We start from the raw sequence: 21,624 nt of genomic DNA on the forward strand, positions 1-21,624 counted from the left end.
ACGAGGATGGTGGATGCTCAGTTGGGAGAAAATCGACGCGATTCCGGGCTGGTTCATGTTCCAGTCCTATTGCGTCTGGCGCGCCTTGCTCGACCAGCAGGCCGGGATTTCCGGCGACCTGTTCGAGATCGGCGTCTGGCGGGGCCGGTCGGCCTCCGTCCTCGCCTCCTACCGGAAGGGCAACGAGAAGCTCTACCTGTGCGATCTGCGGCTCGATGAGGCTGCGGTCCAGCGCTCGATCGAATCGGTCGGCGCGAAGGCCACTAACCTCGTGCCCTTGTCCGGCCCGTCCGCCGACCTGCCGGCCAAGCTCGACCTGCAGGCGATGCATCAGTCGGTCCGGTGGTTCCACATCGACGGGGAGCATACCGGGACGGCGGTCTATCGCGAGCTGGAGTTCGCCAACCGGATCGTCAACACCGATGGGATCGTCGTGATCGACGATTTCTTCTCGCCGCGCTACCCGGCCAACACGACCGAAGTCATCCGCTATATCGAGAAGAACCCGTTCCATTTCCGCCTGCTCGCCGTCGGGTTCAACAAGGGCTACCTCTGCCGGCCCGAGAGCCTGCCGCGCTACATGGATTTCATGGCGTCCGGCATGTCGCGGGCGCTGCAGGGCTACGGCGCCAAGACCACGATCTTCAAGACGACCGGTCCCTGGGATACCGACGCCGTCGGCATCACCGACTACGTCGAGGATGCCGGGTCCGTCGCGGGTCCCGACAACGAGCCGCAGCGCTGGCACATGATGCGGACCCGTCATGTCTGGGGGCCGATGCGCCATCTCCAGAACGGCTGGCGGATGCTGCGCGGCCGCTAGAGCGCCGGCCGGCTCCTGCGGCGGTCAGGCCGCAGGTTTCGCGATCTTCATCTGGTCGTCGAGATCGTCGGCGATGAAGTGGCGCACGACCTCGTCGAGATCCTCGTCGGTCTCGAAGCCCAGGCGACGGGCGCGCGCCGAATCGATGCCCTGGGGCCAGCCGTCGCAGATCTTCTGGATAGCAGGATCGTGCTGCCACACGACCTTGCCGACCTTACGATTGCCGGCATGGCGGCCGACCGCCAGTTCCAGCTCCCTGGCCGTCACGTTGATGCCGTTCAGCAGCAGCGTGCGTCCCGGACCGAAGGCCTCCGGAGGCAGATCGTGCAGGCGCATGAACGCGTCGACGGTCTTGCGCGGGCTGAGGACCACCATGACCGTCTCGGGCGTCACGGGACACACGACGTCGACGCCGGTCAGCGGCTCGCGCAGCACCGAACTCGCCCAAGTCGACGCCGCCTTGTTGGGCAGGCCCGTGCGCACGCAGATCGTCGGCAATCTCACCGAGGTGCCGCGCAGAAACCCCTTGCGCGTGTAGTCGCGCACCAGGAATTCACCGATCGACTTCTGCGCGCCATAGGAGGTCTGGGGTGTCAGCGGGGTGTCGTCGGTGACGGCCGGGGGAAGGTCACCACCGAAGGCGGCCAGCGAACTGGTGAATACCACGCGCGGATTGGTGCCGAGGGCCCGGCAGGCCTCCAGGACATTGCGGGTACCGTCGAGATTGACCCGGTACCCCAGGTCGAAGTCGGCCTCGGCGCCGGCGCTGACGACGGCGGCGAAATGGAACACGGTCGACGCGCCCTGGACGATGGACTGCACGGTCGCGAAATTCGAGATGTCGCCCGCGATCGTCTTGACCCGCGGATCGTCCAGGCCCGGCCCCTCGGCCTTGCCGACATCGAACAGAAGCAGTTCGTTGACTTTCTGCGGCTGGCCGGAGGCCGCCGCGATCTCGCCCTGCTGCAGTATGCGCCGTGCGAGTTTCTTGCCCAGAAAGCCCGCCCCGCCGGTGATGACCACCTTCATGTCGTTTCCGTCCGATTTCGTTGTGTGCGGACGAAAGTGTGCACAGATCGCCGCCTGCAGTCTATGTTTGCGCGGCATGGCCGGACCCGCCGACATCTACGCGTTCAAGGACGCTCTCATCGTTCTGGGAACGGCCGCCGTAGTGGCCCCCGTGGTGACTCGGCTCAAGATCAGCCCGGTGCTTGGCTTCCTGGTCGTCGGCGCTGCGCTGGGGCCTCACGGGCTCGGCCGCCTGGCCGACTATTCCCGTGCGATCGACTGGCTCACGGTCACGGGTGAAAGACAGATCGCCTTCATCGCCGATCTCGGCATCGTCTTCCTGCTGTTCTTCATCGGACTCGAACTCTCGATGCGGCGTATGATCACCATGCGCCGCCTGGTCTTCGGACTGGGCGGCCTGCAGGTGGTGCTGTCGGCGCTTGCGATCAGCCTGGCGGCGTTTTGGCTCGGACAGCCCGCCGCCGCCGCGCTCATCATCGGCACCTGCCTTGCCCTGTCCTCGACCGCCATCGTCATGGAGCTGCTGTCCGGCCAGCGCCGCATGATGTCGACCACCGGCCGGACCAGCTTCGCCATCCTGCTCGCTCAGGATCTGGCCGTTGTGCCGCTCCTGTTCCTCGTCAGCGCTCTCGGGGGACATTCCGAGGGTTCGATCGTCCAGGGCGTGCTGGTCGCGGTCGTCGAGGCGTCGCTCGCCATAGCGGTGATCGCCCTCGTCGGCAGGGTGATCCTGAAGCCCCTGTTCCGGCTGGCCGCCAGCACCGACAACCCGGAATTCTTCATGGCGGCGACGCTGCTGATCGCCGTCGGATCTGGCGTGATCGCCGCCTTTGCCGGCCTGTCCATGGCGCTCGGCGCCTTCATCGCCGGACTGCTTCTGGCCGAAACGGAATACCGGCGTGCCGTCGAGGCGATGATCGATCCCTTCCGGGGGCTTCTGCTCGGCGTCTTCTTCTTTTCGGTCGGGATGCATATCGACCTGAGCTTCATCTGGCGTGAACCCGTCCTCGTGCTCGGCGGGTTCGCAGCGATGATGGTTCTCAAGACGACCCTGCTCGTCCCGCTGTGCCGCCTGTTCGGCATATCGTGGGCCGCCAGCGTCGAAACCGGCCTGCTGCTGGCCCCGGGCGGCGAGTTCGCCTTCATCGGCATCGGCCTCGCCGCCCAGTTGGGCCTGGTCGACCCGGGGGTCGCGGCCGGCGTCCTGGCGGTCGTGTCGCTGACCATGGGTACCTTGCCGTTCGTGTCGCTGTTCGCGCGCCGCGCCGCCCAGCGCGTGGCCCAGCAGGTGACGGGCGACGCCCCGGCAACGCAACTACCGCCCTCGGATCACGCCAGGCGGGTGATCGTCGTCGGCCACGGACGGGTGGGGCAGCTCGTCTGCGACCAGCTCGAGAAACACGGAATCTCGTACATCGCGGCCGACCGTGACGCGGCCCGCGTCGAGCGCTGGCGGAAGCTCGGCCGGCCGGTCTATTTCGGCGACGCGTCCAACGCGCTGTTCCTGCAGCGTTGCGGCATCGACGAGGCGACGGGCGTGATCGTCACGCTGGACACGGCCGCGGTCGACGATGTCGTACGTGCCGTGCGCGCCCGGCGGACCGACGTGATGATCGTCGCCCGCGCCCACGATGCCGAGCATGCCCGTCATCTCTACACGCTGGCCGTCACCGATGCCGTGCCCGAGACGATCGAGGCGAGCCTCCAACTGGCCGAATCGGCGCTGGTGGGCCTCGGTGTCCCGATGGGGCTGGTCATTGCCTCGATCCACGAAAGACGCGAGCAGGTGAGAAATGAACTCCAGGCTGCCGCCGGCGGGACGGCATCGATGACCGAGCAGATCCGCCGCGCCCGTCGCGACAAGGTGGGCAAGCCGTGAAGGTCGTGAGCTGGAACCTGCTGCGCCTCATCGGCGCGGCCGTCGAGGACGTGGCAACTCTGATCAACGTCCAGAAACCCGACATACTGCTCATGCAGGAGGCGACACAGCAGATCGAGGCGCTGCCGAGCTTGGTCGGCGGCCATTTCTACCGGCTGTCGTGGCTGGGGCGCATCCACGGTCTGGCCGTCTGGAGTCCGACCCATTTTCCCCGCCCCGTGGCCCTGTCGCTGCCGGCCTCGCGACTTCCCGGAAGACTGCCGCGCCGGCGCGCCCAGATCATCCAGATGGGCGAGATCACCTTCGCCAACGTCCACCTCTCGCACGGCCAGCTGTTGAACCGCCGCCAGCTCGCGCGCATCGCCGCGGCGTTGCAGGGCAAGCCGTCGGCCATCATTGGCGATTACAATGCGGTCGGGCCTGTCTTCCTTCCCGGCTTCGTCGATGTCGGCCCGCGCGAGCCCACGCACCTCTCGGGCAACGTCATGCCGGTCCGCCTCGATCGCTGTCTCGCCCACAGGCTGGTCTGCACCACGGCGGATGCGCTGGATTTCGGTCCCTCCGACCACCGGCCGATCCGGCTCGAACTCCGCCTCGCCGAAAGCGCCGAGGCCGCGGAGAAGCCCCCGCGGGTCCGCAAGGACAGGCTGAAGCGCTTCTACAGATAGGGCTGCAGCAGCCGGGCCGCGCTGTTGCGCAGGCGGATCGGCAACGGATCGCCGTCGATCTCGGCGAGGGTCAGGCAGCGCTGCGGTTTCTTCGATTCCACGATCTGCCGCGCGAAGGCGGCGTCGTGCAGTTCGACGTTCAGCTCGAAATTCAGGCGGAAGCTGCGCGTGTCCCAGTTGGCACTGCCGATGAACGACCAGGAGTCGTCGATCGTCATCAGCTTGGAGTGATCGAACGGCGCCGGCATCAGCCAGATACGACACCCGGCCTCGATCAGCGGCCTGAGGGGCACCCGCCGCGCCCAATCGAGAATCGCGTGATTGGAGTTCTCCGGCAGCAGGATGTCGACCTTGATGCCGCGCATCGCCGCGAGGCCCAGCGCCATGGTGAGCGGCTCGCCCGGCAGGAAATAAGGCGTCACCACCCGGATCGACTCGCGCGCGCAGGAGATGGCATGCAGGGTCACGAATTCGATCTGCTCCATGTCCTCGTCAGGACCGGAGGGCACGACGCGCGCCAGGACCGTCCCGAGCGGCTCGAGCGTCGGGAACCAGTCGTCGTCCAGCTGCTCGCCCGTCGTGAACTGCCAGTCGTCGGCGAAGGCGTCGGTGAGCTGCTCGACCACGGGACCTTCGATGCGGAAATGCGTGTCGCGGACGGGATGGGGCGGGTTCTCGGCGATGACGTTCTCCGCGCCGATGTTGAGCCCGCCGGTGAAGGCCACGCGACCGTCGATGACCAGCAGCTTGCGATGATTGCGCAGGTTCACGAACGGCGTGCGCCAGGGAAAATAGGAATGCAGGAAGCGCGCGATCGGGACGCCGGCCTTGCGCAGCCGGTTATAGGTACCCGACCAGAAGTAGCCGCCGCCGACACCGTCGATCAGGACGCGCACCTTCACGCCGCGTTGCTGCGCTTCGATCAAGGCCTCGTGGAATTTCTCGCCCACGGAATCGGCGCGGAAGATGTAGCTGCAGAGCCCGATGCTCGTCTTCGCCCTGCCGATCTCCTCGAGCATGCGCGGGTAGGCCTCATCCCCGCTGTGCATCATCTCGACGATGTTGCCGGGCTTCGACGGCAGGCCCGTCACCCGACCGACCGCATACTCCAGCGGCGTCAGCGAATCCCGCGTCACCGTTGCGGCGGGATCGTCCGCGGCAGGCGGCAGGTGCTGACGTCTCAGCCGCTGGGCCCGCCGCTTCACGCGGTTGATGCCGATGATGGCGTAGAGCAGCCCGCCCAGGAACGGCGAGAGCCAGGCGATGCCGATCCAGGACACCGCGGCCCCGACGCTGCGCTTGTAGAGCAGCACATGGACCGTGACGGCGACGGCAAGGGCGACATGCGCCACGGCAGCGGTCGCACCGACCACTGCCGCCAGATTGTCATCGAGTGTCACGTTGCCTGTTCCCCGCCCGCGGCTGGTCCAGAACAGGTTCTAGCGACGCCCCGTATAGAACGCCATGCGCAGCTGCGCAGGCGTCAGGCCACCGCCTTGATGGTCTTCGCGGTGATCTCGACGATTTCGTCGATCTGGGCCTTCTCGATCACCAGCGGCGGCGACATGGCGATGGCGTCGCCCGACTGGCGGACCATCAGGCCCAGGTCGAAGGCCTTGACGAAGGCCTTGTAGCCGCGCGTGCCGACCGCACCCTCCGGCGCCAGGTCGATACCGCAGGCCATACCCAGATTGCGGATGTCGGTGACGTTCGGCAGCCCCTTCAGCGAGTGGATGCCCTCTTCCCAGTAGGGCGACAGCTCTGCCGCCCGGGCGAACAACTCCTCGTCGCGGTAGATGTCGAGCACGGCCGACGCCGCCGCACAGGCCAGCGGATGGGCCGAGTAGGTGTAGCCGTGGAACAGGTCGATGGCGTTCTCCGGCCCGTTCATCAGCCCGTCGAACACGTGCTTGCGCACGAACACGCCGCCCATCGGCACGGTGGCATTGGAGATGCCCTTGGCGACCGTCATCAGGTCGGGAATCACCCCGAACTTGTCGGCCGCGAAGGAGGCGCCGAGACGGCCGAAGCCGGTGATGACCTCGTCGAAGATCAGCAGGATGCCGTGCTTGTCGCAAATCTCGCGCAGGCGCTTCAGGTAGCCCTTGGGCGGCGGCAGGAAGCCGGTCGAGCCGGCGCAGGGCTCGACGATGACGGCAGCGATGTTGGAAGCGTCGTGCAGGCCAACGATGCCTTCCAGCGCATCCGCGAGATGGGCGCCATTCTCCGGCTCGCCCTTCGAGAAGGCGTTCTCCGGCAGATGGGTGTGCGGGAGATGGTCCACACCCGGCAGCATCGCGCCGAACCATTTGCGATTGTTGACCATGCCGCCTACGGAAATGCCGCCGAAGCCGACACCGTGATAGCCGCGCTCGCGGCCGACGAAACGCGTGCGGGTGCCCTGGCCATTGGCACGATGATAGGCCAGCGCGATCTTGAGCGCGCTGTCGACCGCCTCGGAACCGGAGTTGCAGTAGAAGGCGTGGTTGAGGTCGCCCGGCAGGAGAGCGGCGTGGCGCGCCGCCAGTTCGAAGGCCCTGGGATGGCCCATCTGGAACGACGGCGCATAGTCCATCTCATCCAGCTGCTTCGCGATCGCCGCCTTGATCTCCTCGCGGCCGTGGCCGGCGTTGACACACCACAGACCGGCCGTACCGTCGATGATCTTGCGGCCCTCCGGCGTCCAGTAGTGAACACCCTTCGCCCTGGCCAGCATGCGCGGATTCTTCTTGAACTGCCGGTTCGCGGTGAACGGCATGAAGAACGCTTCGAGATTGTTGGCGGCAGGCGCAGTGTTCGGCGGCGTCATCGGCAGACCTTCGGGTAAGATGAACTCTGGGTTACGCTATCACTTGTTCACGTCGACGACCACGCGGCCGCGTATCTCTCCTTTGAGGATTTTTGGGGCCAGCGCCATGAGATCGCCCAGCCCCGCCTCACTCACGGCGCTGTCGAGCTTGTCGAGCGGCAGGTCGGTACCGAGACGACGCCACGCTTCCTCACGCGGCGCCTTCGGCAGCATCACCGAGTCGATGCCATAGACGGAAACGCCCCGCAGGATGAAGGGCAGGATCGAGCCCGGAAATGCAGGACCTGCCGCGAGACCGCAGACCGCCGCCGCACCGCCGTACTTCACCTGCGCCAGGGCCTTGGCAAACATCACACCGGAAACCGTGTCGACGACGCCCGCAAAGCGCTCCGAGAGCAGCGGGCGATCCGGCGCCTCCGTCAGTTCCTTTCGGTCCATGATCGTCGTGGCACCGAGCGACTTCAGGTACTCGCCCTCGTGGGGCCGGCCGGTCGCAGCGACCACGTTGTAGCCCAGATTGGCCAGGATCGCGACGGCGACAGAGCCGACGCCGCCGGCCGCTCCCGTGACGAGAATCTCGCCCTGGGCGGGAGCGATGCCGTGCCTCTCCAGGGCCATGACGCAGAGCATGGAGGTGTAGCCAGCGGTCCCGATCGCCATCGCATGCCGGGTCGAAAGGCCGGCTGGCAGCTTGACGAGCCAGTCGCCCTTGAGCCGAGCCTTCGTGGCATAGCCGCCCCAGTGGAGTTCGCCGACGCGATAACCGTTCAGGACGACCTTGTCGCCGGCCTTGAAGGCCGCATTTTCGGAGCTCTCCACGGTGCCCGCGAAATCGATGCCGCCGACATGGGGCCAGGTCTTGACCAGCCCCCCCCCGGTCGTCAGCACGAGGCCGTCCTTGTAGTTCAGGGTCGAATAGTCAACCGCAACGACGACATCTCCCACCGGCAGCCTGTCCTCGGGCAGGGTTTCGATGGCGCCGCTGACCTTGCGGTCTGCACCCTGGGTCAGGAGAAGTGCGCGGAAGGTCATGGGAGCTCCTCAACAATTGGGTCGTGCTCTCTAGCAAGGCCGCCGACGCTTAGACAGCCTCCGAGATGGTCCCGTTTCGCCGGTCGTACCGGCGGGCCGGTCCGCGGAGGGAGCAAACGCGAGCATCGCGCAGTCACACTGAAGAGGGATCAAAGATCCAGCAGTCAACGGATCCGATGGAGCGCATTCGACGACAGATCTGATCCAGTGAGCCGCTTTGGTTACATCCCTCGCCTCATAATGCGGCTGCCTGCCCAAGAATGAAGCACATTCAGAACGTGTATGGTGATCTGCACCGCTACTACTGCGACAATGCAAAAAAGAGGCGCCGCGACTGCGTCGGGCCTGTTAAGGTAAATTGAGAATCTGATTACGGGGAGACAAGGGACGCTCATTGCGTACCGGGTTGCATGTTCGGAACTTATCGCCTCCCTGTCCTGTCGACTGTGCCGCGTTCGGGCACCTGGTTCCTTCGTTACCTCTTCTCCTTTGTCTGCCACCTCGAACGGGGCGGCCGACTGGACGATCTGTTGACCGGCGATGTCGTCGGCAATCCCAAGGGTCCGGCCTTCGACTTCGGCCGATTCAGGGGCGGGCCTCTGTTTCGCGTGGCCGGTACTCTGCCCACCGAGCACATGTTCATCGGGCATACGGTCTGTCCGGGCTTCCAGGACCTGCTACCCGCCCGCCATTGGTGGCAGCAGACCTCCTTCCACGTACCGGGCTACGATTGCCTCCGTGAAGAAACGAGCTACCGGCACACGCCCGTAGACCTCGCGATCTACGACTATGCATCCATCAAGGTGCCCGCGATGGAGCGCGCGGCGCGAAAGGGCCGCGGAGGACCGATCGCGCTCGTGTATCGCAACCCGATCGACCAGGCATATTCCTACTTCCGCTACTGTCAGGCGCATGTGAACCCGGCGTATCACCTATTTCGTGGTCGCCCCGTCGCCAACATGTCCTTCCGGGAGTATCTTTTCGGAGCGGCACTGATCTCCTACGCGCGCCAGTTCATCACCTATCAGCTTCAGGCCGCCCGCCATCCCGACCTCGTGAAGATGATTCCGTACGAGAACCTGATCGATCGGCCGGTCGAAACCGCAACCTACCTGCTGGACCATTTCTCCGGGACCCGGCGCGAGTGGTCGATGCTTCGTGCGGCCGTCTCGCTGGTCCGTAAAGAGCATATGCGCGCGATCGAGACCAAGCTCGGCGCCTCTCTCGACGGAACGCGCGATGGCCAGAGCAGTCACATGCGCGCATCCGAGGATGCCGAGCGGGATCGTCTGACCGATCCGTCCATTCGCGACGAGGCGATCGCACGATTGGGCGAAATGGGCGTCGATTGCAGCCTTTTTGCGTGGCCCGTCCAGCGTTCTGCGGCGCTGCGGCTCGCTCTTCCGAACAACGCTCGGCAGATCCGGCAAGCCTCCGGTTTATCCTCACGCCGATAAAAACCACAATTAATATGTGCCCATGGGGCGCTTGCCAAGCCGAGGGGTCACCCCCAACTCTGCTCGTCATGCCGTCCCATTTCAGCCTGCTGCCTCATCGCAGCGTCATTTCCGTCGCCGGCGCCGACCGTGTCGACTTCCTGCAAGGCCTGATCTCCAACGATACCCGAAAGGTGGCACCGGCTTCGGCCATTTGGGCGGCGCTCCTGACGCCGCAGGGGCGCTTCCTCAACGACATGTTCGTCGTCGACGCCGGCGACGACACGTTCTTTCTGGAGACGGAGCGCGAGCGCGCGCCGGCGCTCGCGAAGAAGCTCAAAATGTACACCCTCCGCTCCAAGGTGACCGTCGAGGATCTCGGGGCATCGCTGGAAGTCGCGGCGGCTTTCGGAGACGAGGCGTCCAGGGCGCTCGGTGTGGGGGCCGCCTCGTTCACCGATCCGCGCCTCGAGAAACTCGGTGTGCGCGTGATCGCTCCGACCGGGCAGGGGTCCGCACTTCTATCAACCCGTGGCTTCGAAGAAGCGCCGCTCGCGGCCTATGACGCGCTGCGCCTTCCGCTCGGCGTACCCGACGGAAGCCGGGACCTACAGGTCGAGAAAGCGCTGCTGCTGGAAAACGGCTTTGACGAACTGCACGGCGTCGACTGGAAGAAGGGCTGCTACATGGGCCAGGAACTGACGGCCCGCACCAAGTACCGCGCCCTGATCAAAAAGAGGCTCTTTCCCGTGCGGGTTGAGGGCACGCTGCCCGAGCCCGGCACGCCGGTCCGTCGCGATAGCGAGGAGGTCGGCGAACTGCGGTCCGGCGTGGGTGATCGCGCGCTCGCCATGCTGCGGCTCGACGCCATTCGGGCCGATGGGGCCGTCCTCACGGCCGGTGACGCTCGCATCGTGCCGGAAATGCCGCCCTGGATGCGCCTTCCGGATCCGGCCGCCTCTGGCGGCTAGAGGCCACCGGCTTTAAGGTCCCTCCGCGCCGCCTGCGCGAGGAGAAGACCGTGAAGCTCATCAATCCCAATCCCTTCACCACACGGCCGGAAATCGTCGGCACGTTCGGCGTCGTCACCTCCACGCACTGGATCGCGACGGCAGTGGGCATGGGTATCCTCGAACGGGGCGGTAACGCCTTCGATGCGGCCGTGGCCACCGCCTTCACCCTGCAGGTCGTCGAACCACATCTCTGCGGTCCCGGCGGCGACGCACCGCTGATCCTGCACGACGTGCGCCGCGGCAAGACCGAGGTCGTCTGCGGTCAGGGCCCGATGCCGGCCGGCGCGACCATCGCCCACTACAGGGGCCTCGGGCTCGACCTGATTCCCGGAACCGGCCTTCTGCCTGCCTGCATCCCGGGCACATTCGACGCCTACATGCTGGTTCTGCGCGATTACGGCACGATGCGACTGGCCGACGTGCTGTCGCCGGCCATCGGCTACTGGTTGAATGGCCATGCGATCGTCGAGCGTGCAACCGCGACCATCGCCACAGTCGCCGAGCAGTTCCGAACCCACTGGAAGACGTCCGCCGCGGTATTCCTGCAGGGCGGTGATGTCCCGAAGCCCATGTCCCTCTTCCGCAATGTCACCTTGGGCAATACCTATGCCCGCATCCTCAAGGAGGCCGAGGCCGGCGGCGGCGGTCGCGAAATGGAGATCGAGCGCGCGCGGAAGGCCTGGAACCAAGGCTTCGTCGCGGAGGCGATCGACGAGTTCTGCCGCACCCAGGACGTGATGGACGTCTCGGGCAAGGCCAACAAGGGCGTGCTGACCGGCCAGGACATGGCGAAGTGGCAGGCCACGATCGAAGCGCCCCTCACCTACGATTACGGTCGGTACACGGTTTGCAAGGCGCATACCTGGACGCAGGGCCCGGTGGTTCTGCAGCAGCTCGCCCTGCTGAAGGGCTTCGACCTCGACGGCATGGATCCAACCAGCCCCGACTTCATCCACCTGCAGGTCGAATGCCTGAAGCTTGCCTATGCCGATCGCGAGGCCTTCTACGGAGATCCCGCCTTCGTCGACGTGCCGATGCAGACGTTGCTGTCGGATGCCTACAACGCCGAGCGCCGCGAATTGGTCGATCCGGCCTATGCCTCGATGGAGCAGCGGCCCGGCAAGGTCGATGGTTTCGGCGGCGTGGTGAAGCTGCGCCGTGCCGACGGCGTGCGACTGGGCGTTGCGTCGAGCGGCGCAGGCGAACCCACGGTCGGCCGCGTCGGCCAGACCAACGGCGACACGGTCCATTTCGACATCATCGACAAGGACGGCAACATGATCTCGGCCACGCCCTCGGGGGGCTGGCTGCAGAGTTCGCCGGTCATTCCTGAACTGGGCTTCCCGCTGGGCACGCGCGGCCAGATGTTCTGGCTGGAGGAAGGCCTCCCGGGCTCGCTGGCGCCGGGCAAGCGGCCGCGCAGCACGCTCACGCCCACTTTGGCCCATCGCGACGGCAAGCCGTACATGGTCTGGGGCTCGCCGGGCGGCGACCAGCAGGACCAGTGGGTCACGCAGCATTTCCTGCGCCACGTTCATTGCGACATGAACCTGCAGGAGGCGATCGATGCGCCGGCCTGGCACAGCGAGCACTTCCCCTCCTCTTTCTGGCCGCGCACCGCGCGCCCGGGTGTGCTGGTGGTCGAAGGCCGTATCCCGAAGGACACGGTGGCCGAGTTGAAGAAGCGCGGCCATGAGGTCGAGGTGAACGACGAGTGGTCCGAAGGCCGTCTCACCGCCGCGACGCGCGACGATCCGTGGCGCAAGGCGGCGGCCAATCCACGCGGCATGCAGGGCTACGCAGCGGGCCGATGAGTGCTTCCACGAAGCTGGCGCCCGCTCGTCGATGAGTGAATCGCTACTGGAACTGCGTGGACTGACGGTCGACTTCGCCACCGACGATGGCGTCGTCCATGCCGTCGACGGCATCGATCTGGCGCTGGGCAGGGGCCGGACTCTCGGTCTGGTTGGCGAGTCGGGCTGCGGCAAGAGCGTCACGTCGCTCGCCATCATGGGTCTGCTGCCGCCGGAGAACTCGAAGGTCGGCGGCCAGGTCGTGTTCGAGGGGCGCGATCTGTTGACGCTCGATGCGCATCTCATGCGCGATCTGCGCGGCGCGCGGCTCGCGATGATCTTCCAGGAGCCGATGACCTCGCTCAATCCCTCCTACACGATCGGCGACCAGATCATCGAGGCGATCCAGCGCCACCAGCGTCTCGACAAGGCGGCAGCGCGGGCGCACGCCATCGAGGTGCTGAAGCTGGTGCGCATTCCCTCTCCCGAGAAGCGGATCGACGACTATCCGCACAAGCTTTCCGGCGGCATGCGCCAGCGCGCCATGATCGCCATGGCGCTGGCCTGCGGTCCCCAGCTCCTGATTGCCGACGAGCCGACGACGGCACTCGACGTCACCATCCAGGCCCAGATCCTCGACCTGATGCGCGGCCTGCGCCGCGACACCGGGACCGCCATCATCCTGATCACCCACGATCTCGGCGTGGTGGCGGAAATGGCCGACGACGTGGCCGTGATGTATGCGGGCCAGATCGTCGAGCGCGCGGCCGTTCGCGATCTCTTCGCCCGCCCGGAGCACCCCTACACCGTCGGGCTGCTGGGCTCGATCCCGCGGCTCGACGAGAAGCGCGAGCGGCTGCCCTCGATCGAGGGCCGTGTGCCCGACATGACCCGCCCGCCACCGGGTTGCCGCTTCGCCGCCCGCTGCCCCTTCGTAGAGCCAGCATGCGTCGCCGCACCGCCGGCCCTCGTGGAAGTCGCCCCCGGCCACCTTTCGCGCTGCCGTCGCGCCCCGCTGTCTCAGGTGGTCGCATGAGCGGCGCCCTGCTCGAGGTTCGGGGGCTTCAGAAGTACTTCCCAGTGAAGAGCGGTGCCTTCGGCCTCGTCTCCGGCCATGTCCGCGCGGTGGATGGCGTCGACTTCCATGTCGACGCCGGCGAAACGCTGGCGATTGTTGGCGAGTCGGGCTGCGGCAAGTCGACGGTCGGCCGTCTGGCCCTGCGCCTGCTGGAACCGACGGGCGGCAGCGTCCGCTTCGAGGGCCTGGATCTTCTCGGCCTCCCGGAGTCGCGGATGCGCGCCCAGCGCCGGCACATGCAGGTGATCTTCCAGGACCCCTACGCCTCGCTCAATCCGCGCATGACCGTGGGCGCCATGCTGGGCGAGCCCCTGATGCTGCACGGGCTCGCCGTTTCTGAGTCGGCGCGACGCGCGCGCGTCGGCGAGCTGCTGGAGCTGGTCGGCCTGCGGCCCGAGCATGCGCGTCGCTACCCGCACGAATTCTCCGGCGGCCAGCGTCAGCGGCTGGCGATCGCGCGAGCCTTGGCAGTCGAGCCCAAGCTCATCGTGGCCGACGAGCCGGTTTCGGCCCTCGACGTCTCCATCCAGGCGCAGGTCATCAACCTGATGCGGTCGCTCCAGGCACGCTTCGGACTCGCCTATGTCTTCATCAGCCACGACCTCGCGGTCGTGAAGCATATCGCCGACCGCATCGCCGTGATGTATCTCGGCAAGATCGTGGAAACGGCGACAACCGACGAGCTCTTCCGCCACCCGCGCCACCCCTATACGCGCGCGCTGCTGTCGGCCGTGCCTCAGCCGGATCCGACCGTGGTCCGCGAGCGCGCCCTTCTGGAAGGCGATATTCCGAGCGCGATGAATCCGCCGCCGGGCTGCCGCTTTCATACGCGGTGCGTCTACGCCCGCGAATCGTGCAGGATCGATGTGCCGGAATTGTCCGATGACGCTACAGATCACGCCACCGCTTGTCCGTGGTGGCCCGACCTTCCGCCCGCGCCCCCGCTCGCCCGGGGAACGGGCAATGATCAAGATCGCATGCGACTGGCCCGCCTGCAGGCGGCGTTCGTCACCACTCAAACGGAGGCAACATGAAGAAGACGTTTCATCGCGCAGCGCTGGCCGCCACGTTCATCGGCCTCGCTTTGTCCGGCGCGGCCGCCCAGAGCAACCTGCGCGTCGGCCTCGCCGAGGACCCCGACGTGCTCGATCCGACCTTGGCCCGTACCTATGTCGGCCGCATCGTCTTCTCCTCGATCTGCGACAAGCTGTTCGACATCGACGAGAAGCTCGCGATCGTGCCGCAGCTGGCGCTCGGCCACGAGACTTCCGCCGACGGCAAGACCGTCATCATCAAGCTGCGCCCCGGCGTAAAGTTCCATGACGGCGAGCCGTTCGACGCCGCCGCCGCGAAGTACAGCCTCGAGCGCCACCTCAACATGAAGGGCTCGTTCCGCCGGCCCGAGCTCGCCTCCGTCGTTTCCATCGACGTCGTCGATCCGACGACCGTCAAACTGAACCTCAAGGAGCCGTTCTCGCCGCTGCTGGCCCAGCTCACCGATCGGGCCGGCATGATGGTCTCGCCCAAGGCCGCGGAGGCGGCGGGCGACAAGTTCGGCCTCAAGCCTGTGTGCGCCGGGCCCTACAAGTTCGTCGAGCGGGTCCAGCAGGACCGCATCGTGGTCGAAAAGTTCGCCGACTACTGGAACAAGGACCAGGTCTTCATCGACAAGATCACCTACCTGCCGATCACCGACTCGACCGTGCGGCTGGCGAACCTGCGCTCCGGCAGCCTCGACATGATCGAGCGCGTGCTGGCGACCGACATCAAGACGGTGCGCGATAATCCGAAACTCAAGCTCGTGACGGCCGTCGAGCTCGGCTACCAAGGTCTCACCATCAACCTCTCGAATGGTCCGAAAGCCGACACGCCGCTGGCCAAGGACGCCCGCGTCCGCCAGGCCTTCGACCTGTCGATCGATCGAGAGGCGCTGAACCAGGTCGTATTCAACGGCGAGTTCGTGGTCGGCAACCAGTGGATCAATCCGACCAACCCCTACTATCAGCAGGCCTTCCCGGTGCCGAAGCGCGACGTCGCCAAGGCCAAGGCGCTACTCAAGGAGGCGGGCGTCAGCGGCCGCATGTCGCTCGACCTCATGGTGCCGAACAATCCCGAGACAAGGCAGGTGGCCGAAGTGCTGCAGTCGATGGTCGCGGAGACCGGATTCGACCTCAAGATCCGGGTCACCGAGTTCGCAACTTCGCTGAAGCAGTCCGAGACCGGGGACTATCAGCTCTATCTCATCGGCTGGTCGGGCCGCAGCGACCCCGACGGCAACTCGTACATCTTCCACGTCTGCGGCCAGCCGCAGAACAATTCCGGCTATTGCGACAAGGAGGTCGACGCCTGGCACAACGAGGCGCGCATCAAGAGCGATCCGGCCGAGCGCAAGAAGATCTACGAGAAGGTCACCGCCAAGTACCTGCCCGAAGGCTCGATCAAGTACCTTTACCATCGCCGTGTCCTGGTCGCGCTTTCCGACAAGGTCGACGGTTACAAGCAGATGCCCGACGGGCTGATCCGCGTCGTCGGCGTCAAGCTGAAGTAAGACCTTGCTGACCTTCCTCTCCCAGCGACTGCTGCAGATCATCCCGACGCTGATCCTGGTGTCGATGCTGATCTTTGGCCTGCAGCAGCTGCTGCCGGGCGACCCGGCGCTGATCATGGCGGGAGAGGAGCGCGACCCGAAGGTGCTCGAGGAGATCCGCGAGCAGTACCGGCTGAACGAGCCGATCCCGGTCCAGTACTTCTACTGGATCAAGGGCGTGCTCTCGGGGAACCTGGGCGAGTCGATGCGGCTCAAGAGCTCGGTCTCCTCGCTGGTCGCCGAGAAGCTGCCGGTGACGCTGCAACTCGCCGCCATGGCGCTGATCGTGGCGTTCGGCATCGGCATCCCGGCCGGCATCATCTCGGCGGTGAAGAAGGACACCGCCTGGGACTATGGCGCCAATGTCTTCGCGCTGTGGGGCCTCAGCACGCCCAACTTCTGGCTGGGCATCCTGATGATCTTCCTGTTTTCGGTGACGCTCGGCTGGCTGCCGGCCTCGGGCTATGTCCGGCTGGGCGAGGATTGGCGCGCCAGCCTTGCCACCACCGTGATGCCCGCCTTCGTGCTGGGCAACGCCATCGCCGCCGTGCTGATGCGGCATACGCGCAGCGCCATGCTGCAGGCGATGGGTGCGGATTACGTCCGGACGGCCCGCGCCAAGGGCCTCTACGAAAGGCGCGTCGTGCTGAAGCACGCGCTGCGCAATGCCATGACCCCGGTGATCACCCTGGGCGCATTGGAGTTCGGTACGCTCCTGTCGGGTGCCGTGCTGACCGAGCAGATCTTCACGATCCCGGGTTTCGGCAAGCTGATCGTCGATTCGGTGTTCAACCGCGACTACGCGGTGGTGCAGGGCGTCGTGCTGGTGACGGCCACGACCTACATCGTTCTGAACCTGCTGGCCGACGTGGCCTACGTGCTGGTTAATCCAAGGCTGCGGGGCTGATGCGATGACCGTCGCCGCCGTCGCTCCCCCCGTTCCGACCGCCGACGCCCGCGAGGAGAACCCGTGGGCCCGCGCCTGGCGCCGGCTCAAGCGGCGCAAGGGCGCCATGTTCGGGCTGGTGGTCGTGGTGCTGTTCGTCCTGGTTGCGATCCTGGCGCCGCTGATCTCGCCCTACGATCCGATCGCCACGAGCTTCACCCAGGTGCGCAAACCGCCCTCTTGGGCGCACTGGCTGGGCACCGACGAAGTCGGCCGCGACGTGCTGGCCCGCATCATCTGGGGCGCCCGCGCTTCGCTCAGTGCAGGTCTCGTGTCGGTCGGCATCGCCCTCGGCATCGGCGTGCCGCTCGGCCTGCTGGCAGGCTATGCGGGCGGCTGGATCGACGCGGTGCTGTCGCGCATCGTCGACGCGATGCTGGCCATTCCGTTCCTGATCCTGGCGATCGCGCTGGCCGCCTTCCTCGGACCGAGCCTCAGCAATGCGATGATCGCCATCGGCGTCACCGCCACGCCCGTCTTCATTCGGCTGACCCGCGGCCAGACCATCGCCGCCAAGGTCGAGGATTACGTCGAGGCGGCGCGCGCGGTCGGCAATCCGCATTGGCGCATCGCGCTGCGCCACGTGCTGCCCAACATCGTGCCGCCCCTGCTGGTGCAGGCCTCGCTCGCCATCGCCGGCGCGATCATCGCCGAGGCGGCGCTCTCGTTCCTCGGCCTCGGCCAGCAGCCGCCCTCGCCCTCGTGGGGCAGCATGCTGAACTCCGCCCAGCGATTCATCGCCCAGGCGCCCTGGATGGCCTTCTGGCCGGGCTTCGCGATCTTCTTCGCGGTCCTGTCGTTCAACCTGCTGGGCGACGGCCTGCGCGACGCGCTCGACCCTCGGCACAAATAGCGGGGCGCCGGCGCCGCCCTTCGGGACGACGCATGCCTATACGAAAGTATATCGACACCAGACGAAGAGGCACCGCGGGACAACCTTCGTAGTCTTGGCCGCCTGATGCCGCATCGGCGATGTTGGAGGCACCCAAGACACAGGCCCCGGCTTCGCTGGTTCGAGAATGCCCACGCTCCTCTCACAAGCTCTTCGCGCTTCAGGTGCACCCATTCTCTTCGGCGTGCGCCTCTGGGCTGCCGTCTGCCTCGCGCTGTTCGTCGCCTTCTGGCTGGAGCTCGACAACGCGTCCTGGGCCGGGACGACGGCCGCCCTGGTCTGCCAACCACGGCTGGGCGCCTCCATGCGGAACGGCTGGTTCCGCGTGGTCGGCACAGTGGTCGGCGCCGCGGCCATCGTCCTGCTCTCGGCCGCCTTCCCGCAGGACCGCGCCGCCTTCCTGATCGCGCTGGCGCTCCTGTGCGGCGCATCTGGCTTCGTGGCCGCGCAGCTCGGCAATGCGTCGGCGCTTTCGGCGTCCCTGGTCGGAGCAACGGCCGCCATCGTCGCGGGCGCCGAACTTGGCGCCGTCGGCGGGCCAAATGGCCAGGCCTTCATGCTGGCCGTCGGCAGGGCGACCGAGATCTGCATCGGTGTCGTCGCCGCCGGCATCGTGCTGGCTTCGACTCATGTCGGCGTCGCATCGCATCGACTGCAGGAGCAGATCTCCGGCATCGCCGAAGAGATCCGGTCTCACGTGTCGGACATGCTGGCAAATGCCCGTACGCTTCCCGATTCGCAGATGGTGCGGCGCGATCTTGCCCGCAGGGTCATAGGCCTGAACGCGCAGATCGACGAGGCCATCGGCGAGTCGTGGCAGGTCCGCTACAATGCGTCCCTCCTGCAGAGAGCGCTGGAGGGTCTGCTTCAGGCCCTCATGAGCTGGCGCATCCTTTCGCTGCGCCTCTCCGCCCTACCGAGCGAGGTCGCAGCCCAGCAGGCGGGGCGGATTCTCCAGCTGGCGCCGCAGTTCGCACTGGCGGACGCTCAGCCGCAGCCCGCGGCAGCCGCAACCGCGAGCCCAGATCGAGGCTCGTATGCCGCGACAGCGCGCGCGCTGCTTCGCGAGCCGGCGGCCAGCCCTTCCATGCGGCTTCTCGCGGACGAAACAGCCAGGATAATGGCAGGCTTCTGCCGTATGCTCGATGGTCTCGCCCTGCTGCGGGACGGACGGGTACCGCTAACCTCGACACGAAAGCGTCGACGCGCTCCGTCGGACCTGCTGCCGGCGCTGGTTGCGGCCCTCCGCTCCTTCTCCGTGGTCCTGATCGCGGCGGCGCTGTGGATTGCCACGGCCTGGCCGAACGGATCCACGGCGATCGTCTGGGCGGCGCTGGCAACAGTCATCTTCGCGGCAGCCGGCGACGAGTCCTTCGCACGCGTGTCGGCCTGGGCGCTCGGAACGGGAATGGCCGCCGGTTGCGCCGCGGTGACGGCGTTCGCCGTTCTGCCGAACGTCCAGAGCTTCGTCGGATTGAGCCTCGTCCTCGGACTTTATCTGGTCCCGGCAGGCGCGCTCAGTTACCTGCCGCTGAAACCGCCCGTGTTCGGTGCCATGGCGACTCTTTTCGTGCCTTTGCTGAACCCCGAAAACCAGATGTCGTACGACATGCTGCAATTCTACAACGCGTCGATGGCGGTCGTGGCCGGTTGCTGCATCGGCGCGATATCCTACCTCATCCTTCCTCCTGTTTCGCCGGCCACACGGACGCGCAGGCTTCTCCGGATGACTCTCCGGGACTTTCGTTCGCTGTGCCGCCGCGGTGCCAACGCGGCGCGCGACGATTGGGAAACGCTGATGTACGGCAGGCTGGCCGCCATTCCGGATTCGGCGACGCCGCAGCAACGCTCAGAGATTCTGGCCGCCCTCTCGCTCGGCCTCACCCTCATACGGCTGCGGCGCGCGCTTCGGTCCTTCCCGCCGAACTCCGAACTGGACGCCGCTTTGGCTTCGCTTGCTCATGGGGACGTCGCCGTTGCGCGCGATGGCCTTCACCGCGTCGACATGGCGCTCGCGCGACGCGCTTCGGCGCTCGGGCGCGCGACCGCCGATCGCACCCGCGGATTGCTGAAGGTGATGGACGACGGTCTGGCGCAGCAGGCCGCCTATTTCAGCGGAGGATCTCTTCAATGACATTCAGCGAAGTGAACATCTTCGGGGTCTACGTTGCGCCCATAGCGGTGATGATGCTCGTGGCATGGCTCGCGACGCTTCTATTGCGCTGGTTGTTGATGCTGGCTGGCCTCCTGCGCCACGTCTGGCATCCTTCGCTCTTCGCCTTCGCGCTCTTTCTCGTCGTCCTGTCGCTCATGGTCCTGAGCGCTCCTCTACTGCGGGGAGCATGATGCCGGCACGGTTCACACAGCTCGTACGAATCGCCGCGACGCTGGTGGTCGTGGCCGTCGCGGTCGCACTGTCCTGGGCGATGTGGCGGGAGTACATGGGCACGCCCTGGACGCGCGACGGCGTGGTTCGCAGCTACGTCGTGACGATGGCCCCTCAGGTCGCCGGACAGATTGTCAGCGTGTCAGCCCGCGACAACCAGTTCGTGCACAGGGGAGACGTGCTCGTCACCATCGATCCGACGAACTATCGAATCGCGGTCGAACTGGCTGAAGCTGCGGTGAAGCAGGCGGAGGTTAACGCCCAGAATGCGAACGTCCAGTCGGACCGGCGGGCACGGCTGAGCGCGGAAGCCGTTTCGAAGGAGGAGCAGCAGACCTTCGCGACCCGTGCCCTCGCGAACCAGGCCCAGTACCAGCAAGCCGTCGCCAATCGTCAGCAGGCGAAGGTCAATCTGGAGCGGACCCAGATCCGGTCACCCGTGGACGGTTGGGTCACCAACCTCCTCGTTCAACTCGGCGACTATGCCAACACCGGCGTCAACGTCCTGTCCGTCGTCGATTCGAATTCCTTCTGGGTCGACGCCTACTTCGAGGAGCCGCAGCTTTCCCGCATTCAAGAGGGCGCCCCGGTTCGCATGAAGCTGATGGGCTACGACGAGCTCATGCTCGGCGAAGTCGAGAGCGTCGCACGAGGGATCAACGTCGCGAATGCGAGGCCTGATCAACTCGGCCTCGCAATCGTCAACCCGATCTTCACCTGGGTGCGGCTCGCCCAGCGGGTGCCGGTACGCGTTCGCATCTCCCACGTACCGGAAGGAGTCCGCCTCGTCGCCGGGCTCACTGTGACTGTCGAAGTGAGCGAGGTCCCGCCGGGTCACGACCGGCGCCCTTAGCGTTCCCGGCCGCCCCGCGTCCGCCTAGTTCGGCAACGACGTATCGACGATGGCGAAGGCCGGCACCCCACAGGTGAGGGTCGTGATCCTTTCCTCGACGAGCAACTGCGAGATGGCGAGGAAATGCACCAGTTCGCTGTCGCCCAGGCGCTCGGCCTCTTCGATCATGTCGCGTACCCCATGCCACACTCGAAACAGCGCCGCCGCCCGTTGCTTGTCCGAAAGCGGCGCACGACTACGCCGCCGCCGACTACTCGGTTCGACGATGATCTCGAACACATCCGTCATGTTTACCACCCTGTGTCCCAAGTTCGGGACGTCGCTCCCCTGCCTCCAGCATATCGCGGGCCGCTCCAGCGTACCCGAAAAAAAAGGGCTGGCGAGAGCGATCCGGCGCGAT

19 protein-coding genes are annotated in these 21,624 nt (G+C 66.3%); 14 read left to right on the forward strand and 5 right to left on the reverse strand.

Annotation, left to right across the window (positions count from 1 at the left end; genetic code table 11):
- Positions 1-13: 13 nt before the first annotated feature.
- On the forward strand, positions 14-823 hold the full coding sequence (locus ACO07K_RS17600; RefSeq protein ID WP_422030046.1) for a class I SAM-dependent methyltransferase: 810 nt from the start codon (positions 14-16) through the stop codon (positions 821-823).
- Between the two features lie 24 nt (positions 824-847).
- Here ACO07K_RS17600 and denD read toward each other — a convergent pair whose 3' ends face one another.
- Positions 848-1,852, reverse strand: coding sequence for a D-erythronate dehydrogenase (denD, locus tag ACO07K_RS17605; RefSeq protein WP_422030048.1), 1,005 nt, complete (start codon positions 1,850-1,852; stop codon positions 848-850).
- 76 nt (positions 1,853-1,928) lie between these two features.
- Between denD and ACO07K_RS17610 the strand changes: the two genes are divergently transcribed.
- Complete coding sequence (locus ACO07K_RS17610) at positions 1,929-3,731, forward strand: cation:proton antiporter (RefSeq protein WP_422030050.1); 1,803 nt, start codon at positions 1,929-1,931, stop codon at positions 3,729-3,731.
- Complete coding sequence (locus ACO07K_RS17615) at positions 3,728-4,399, forward strand: endonuclease/exonuclease/phosphatase family protein (RefSeq protein ID WP_422030052.1); 672 nt, start codon at positions 3,728-3,730, stop codon at positions 4,397-4,399. The genes ACO07K_RS17610 and ACO07K_RS17615 overlap by 4 nt, the downstream gene beginning before the upstream one ends.
- Here ACO07K_RS17615 and ACO07K_RS17620 read toward each other — a convergent pair.
- The 3 genes from ACO07K_RS17620 to ACO07K_RS17630 form a co-directional block, all read right to left on the reverse strand.
- Complete coding sequence (locus ACO07K_RS17620) at positions 4,390-5,799, reverse strand: phospholipase D-like domain-containing protein (RefSeq protein ID WP_422030054.1); 1,410 nt, start codon at positions 5,797-5,799, stop codon at positions 4,390-4,392. The two genes, ACO07K_RS17615 and ACO07K_RS17620, sit on opposite strands and share 10 nt — an antisense overlap.
- A gap of 83 nt (positions 5,800-5,882) precedes the next feature.
- Positions 5,883-7,208 (reverse strand): aspartate aminotransferase family protein, encoded by a 1,326-nt coding sequence (locus ACO07K_RS17625; protein WP_422030056.1) that lies wholly within the window; start codon positions 7,206-7,208, stop codon positions 5,883-5,885.
- Between the two features lie 39 nt (positions 7,209-7,247).
- Entirely contained in the window at positions 7,248-8,240 is a 993-nt protein-coding gene (locus ACO07K_RS17630) for an MDR family oxidoreductase (RefSeq protein WP_422030058.1), read from the reverse strand.
- 530 nt (positions 8,241-8,770) lie between these two features.
- Between ACO07K_RS17630 and ACO07K_RS17635 the strand changes: the two genes are divergently transcribed.
- The 11 genes from ACO07K_RS17635 (at position 8,771) to ACO07K_RS17685 (ending at position 21,224) form a co-directional block, all read left to right on the forward strand.
- Positions 8,771-9,697, forward strand: a complete 927-nt coding sequence (locus tag ACO07K_RS17635) for a hypothetical protein (protein WP_422030060.1) — start codon at positions 8,771-8,773, stop codon at positions 9,695-9,697.
- Between the two features lie 68 nt (positions 9,698-9,765).
- Complete coding sequence (locus ACO07K_RS17640) at positions 9,766-10,647, forward strand: YgfZ/GcvT domain-containing protein (RefSeq protein WP_422030062.1); 882 nt, start codon at positions 9,766-9,768, stop codon at positions 10,645-10,647.
- A gap of 50 nt (positions 10,648-10,697) precedes the next feature.
- The gene (locus ACO07K_RS17645; protein ID WP_422030064.1) at positions 10,698-12,503 is read left to right on the forward strand and encodes a gamma-glutamyltransferase family protein; all 1,806 of its coding nucleotides are present in this window, start codon (positions 10,698-10,700) and stop codon (positions 12,501-12,503) included.
- Between the two features lie 31 nt (positions 12,504-12,534).
- Entirely contained in the window at positions 12,535-13,518 is a 984-nt protein-coding gene (locus ACO07K_RS17650) for an ABC transporter ATP-binding protein (RefSeq protein WP_422030066.1), read from the forward strand.
- Complete coding sequence (locus tag ACO07K_RS17655) at positions 13,515-14,594, forward strand: ABC transporter ATP-binding protein (protein WP_422030068.1); 1,080 nt, start codon at positions 13,515-13,517, stop codon at positions 14,592-14,594. Before ACO07K_RS17650 ends, ACO07K_RS17655 begins: the two co-directional genes overlap by 4 nt.
- Positions 14,591-16,108, forward strand: coding sequence for an ABC transporter substrate-binding protein (locus tag ACO07K_RS17660; protein WP_422030070.1), 1,518 nt, complete (start codon positions 14,591-14,593; stop codon positions 16,106-16,108). The genes ACO07K_RS17655 and ACO07K_RS17660 overlap by 4 nt, the downstream gene beginning before the upstream one ends.
- Positions 16,109-16,112: 4 nt before the next feature.
- Positions 16,113-17,054, forward strand: a complete 942-nt coding sequence (locus ACO07K_RS17665) for an ABC transporter permease (protein WP_422030072.1) — start codon at positions 16,113-16,115, stop codon at positions 17,052-17,054.
- A gap of 4 nt (positions 17,055-17,058) precedes the next feature.
- Positions 17,059-17,946 (forward strand): ABC transporter permease, encoded by an 888-nt coding sequence (locus ACO07K_RS17670; RefSeq protein ID WP_422030074.1) that lies wholly within the window; start codon positions 17,059-17,061, stop codon positions 17,944-17,946.
- Between the two features lie 166 nt (positions 17,947-18,112).
- Positions 18,113-20,119 carry an FUSC family protein gene (locus ACO07K_RS17675; protein ID WP_422030076.1) on the forward strand — a complete coding sequence of 669 codons (2,007 nt, stop codon included), beginning with the start codon at positions 18,113-18,115 and terminating at the stop codon, positions 20,117-20,119.
- On the forward strand, positions 20,116-20,331 hold the full coding sequence (locus ACO07K_RS17680; protein WP_422030078.1) for a DUF1656 domain-containing protein: 216 nt from the start codon (positions 20,116-20,118) through the stop codon (positions 20,329-20,331). Before ACO07K_RS17675 ends, ACO07K_RS17680 begins: the two co-directional genes overlap by 4 nt.
- Positions 20,331-21,224, forward strand: coding sequence for an efflux RND transporter periplasmic adaptor subunit (locus ACO07K_RS17685; RefSeq protein ID WP_422030080.1), 894 nt, complete (start codon positions 20,331-20,333; stop codon positions 21,222-21,224). Before ACO07K_RS17680 ends, ACO07K_RS17685 begins: the two co-directional genes overlap by 1 nt.
- A 24-nt stretch (positions 21,225-21,248) precedes the next feature.
- On the opposite strand, the gene ACO07K_RS17690 is transcribed toward ACO07K_RS17685, so the two are convergent.
- The gene (locus ACO07K_RS17690) at positions 21,249-21,512 is read right to left on the reverse strand and encodes a hypothetical protein (RefSeq protein ID WP_422030082.1); all 264 of its coding nucleotides are present in this window, start codon (positions 21,510-21,512) and stop codon (positions 21,249-21,251) included.
- Positions 21,513-21,624: the final 112 nt, after the last annotated feature.

It is taken from the genome of Reyranella sp. (assembly GCF_965228225.1).
GTDB lineage: Bacteria > Pseudomonadota > Alphaproteobacteria > Reyranellales > Reyranellaceae > Reyranella.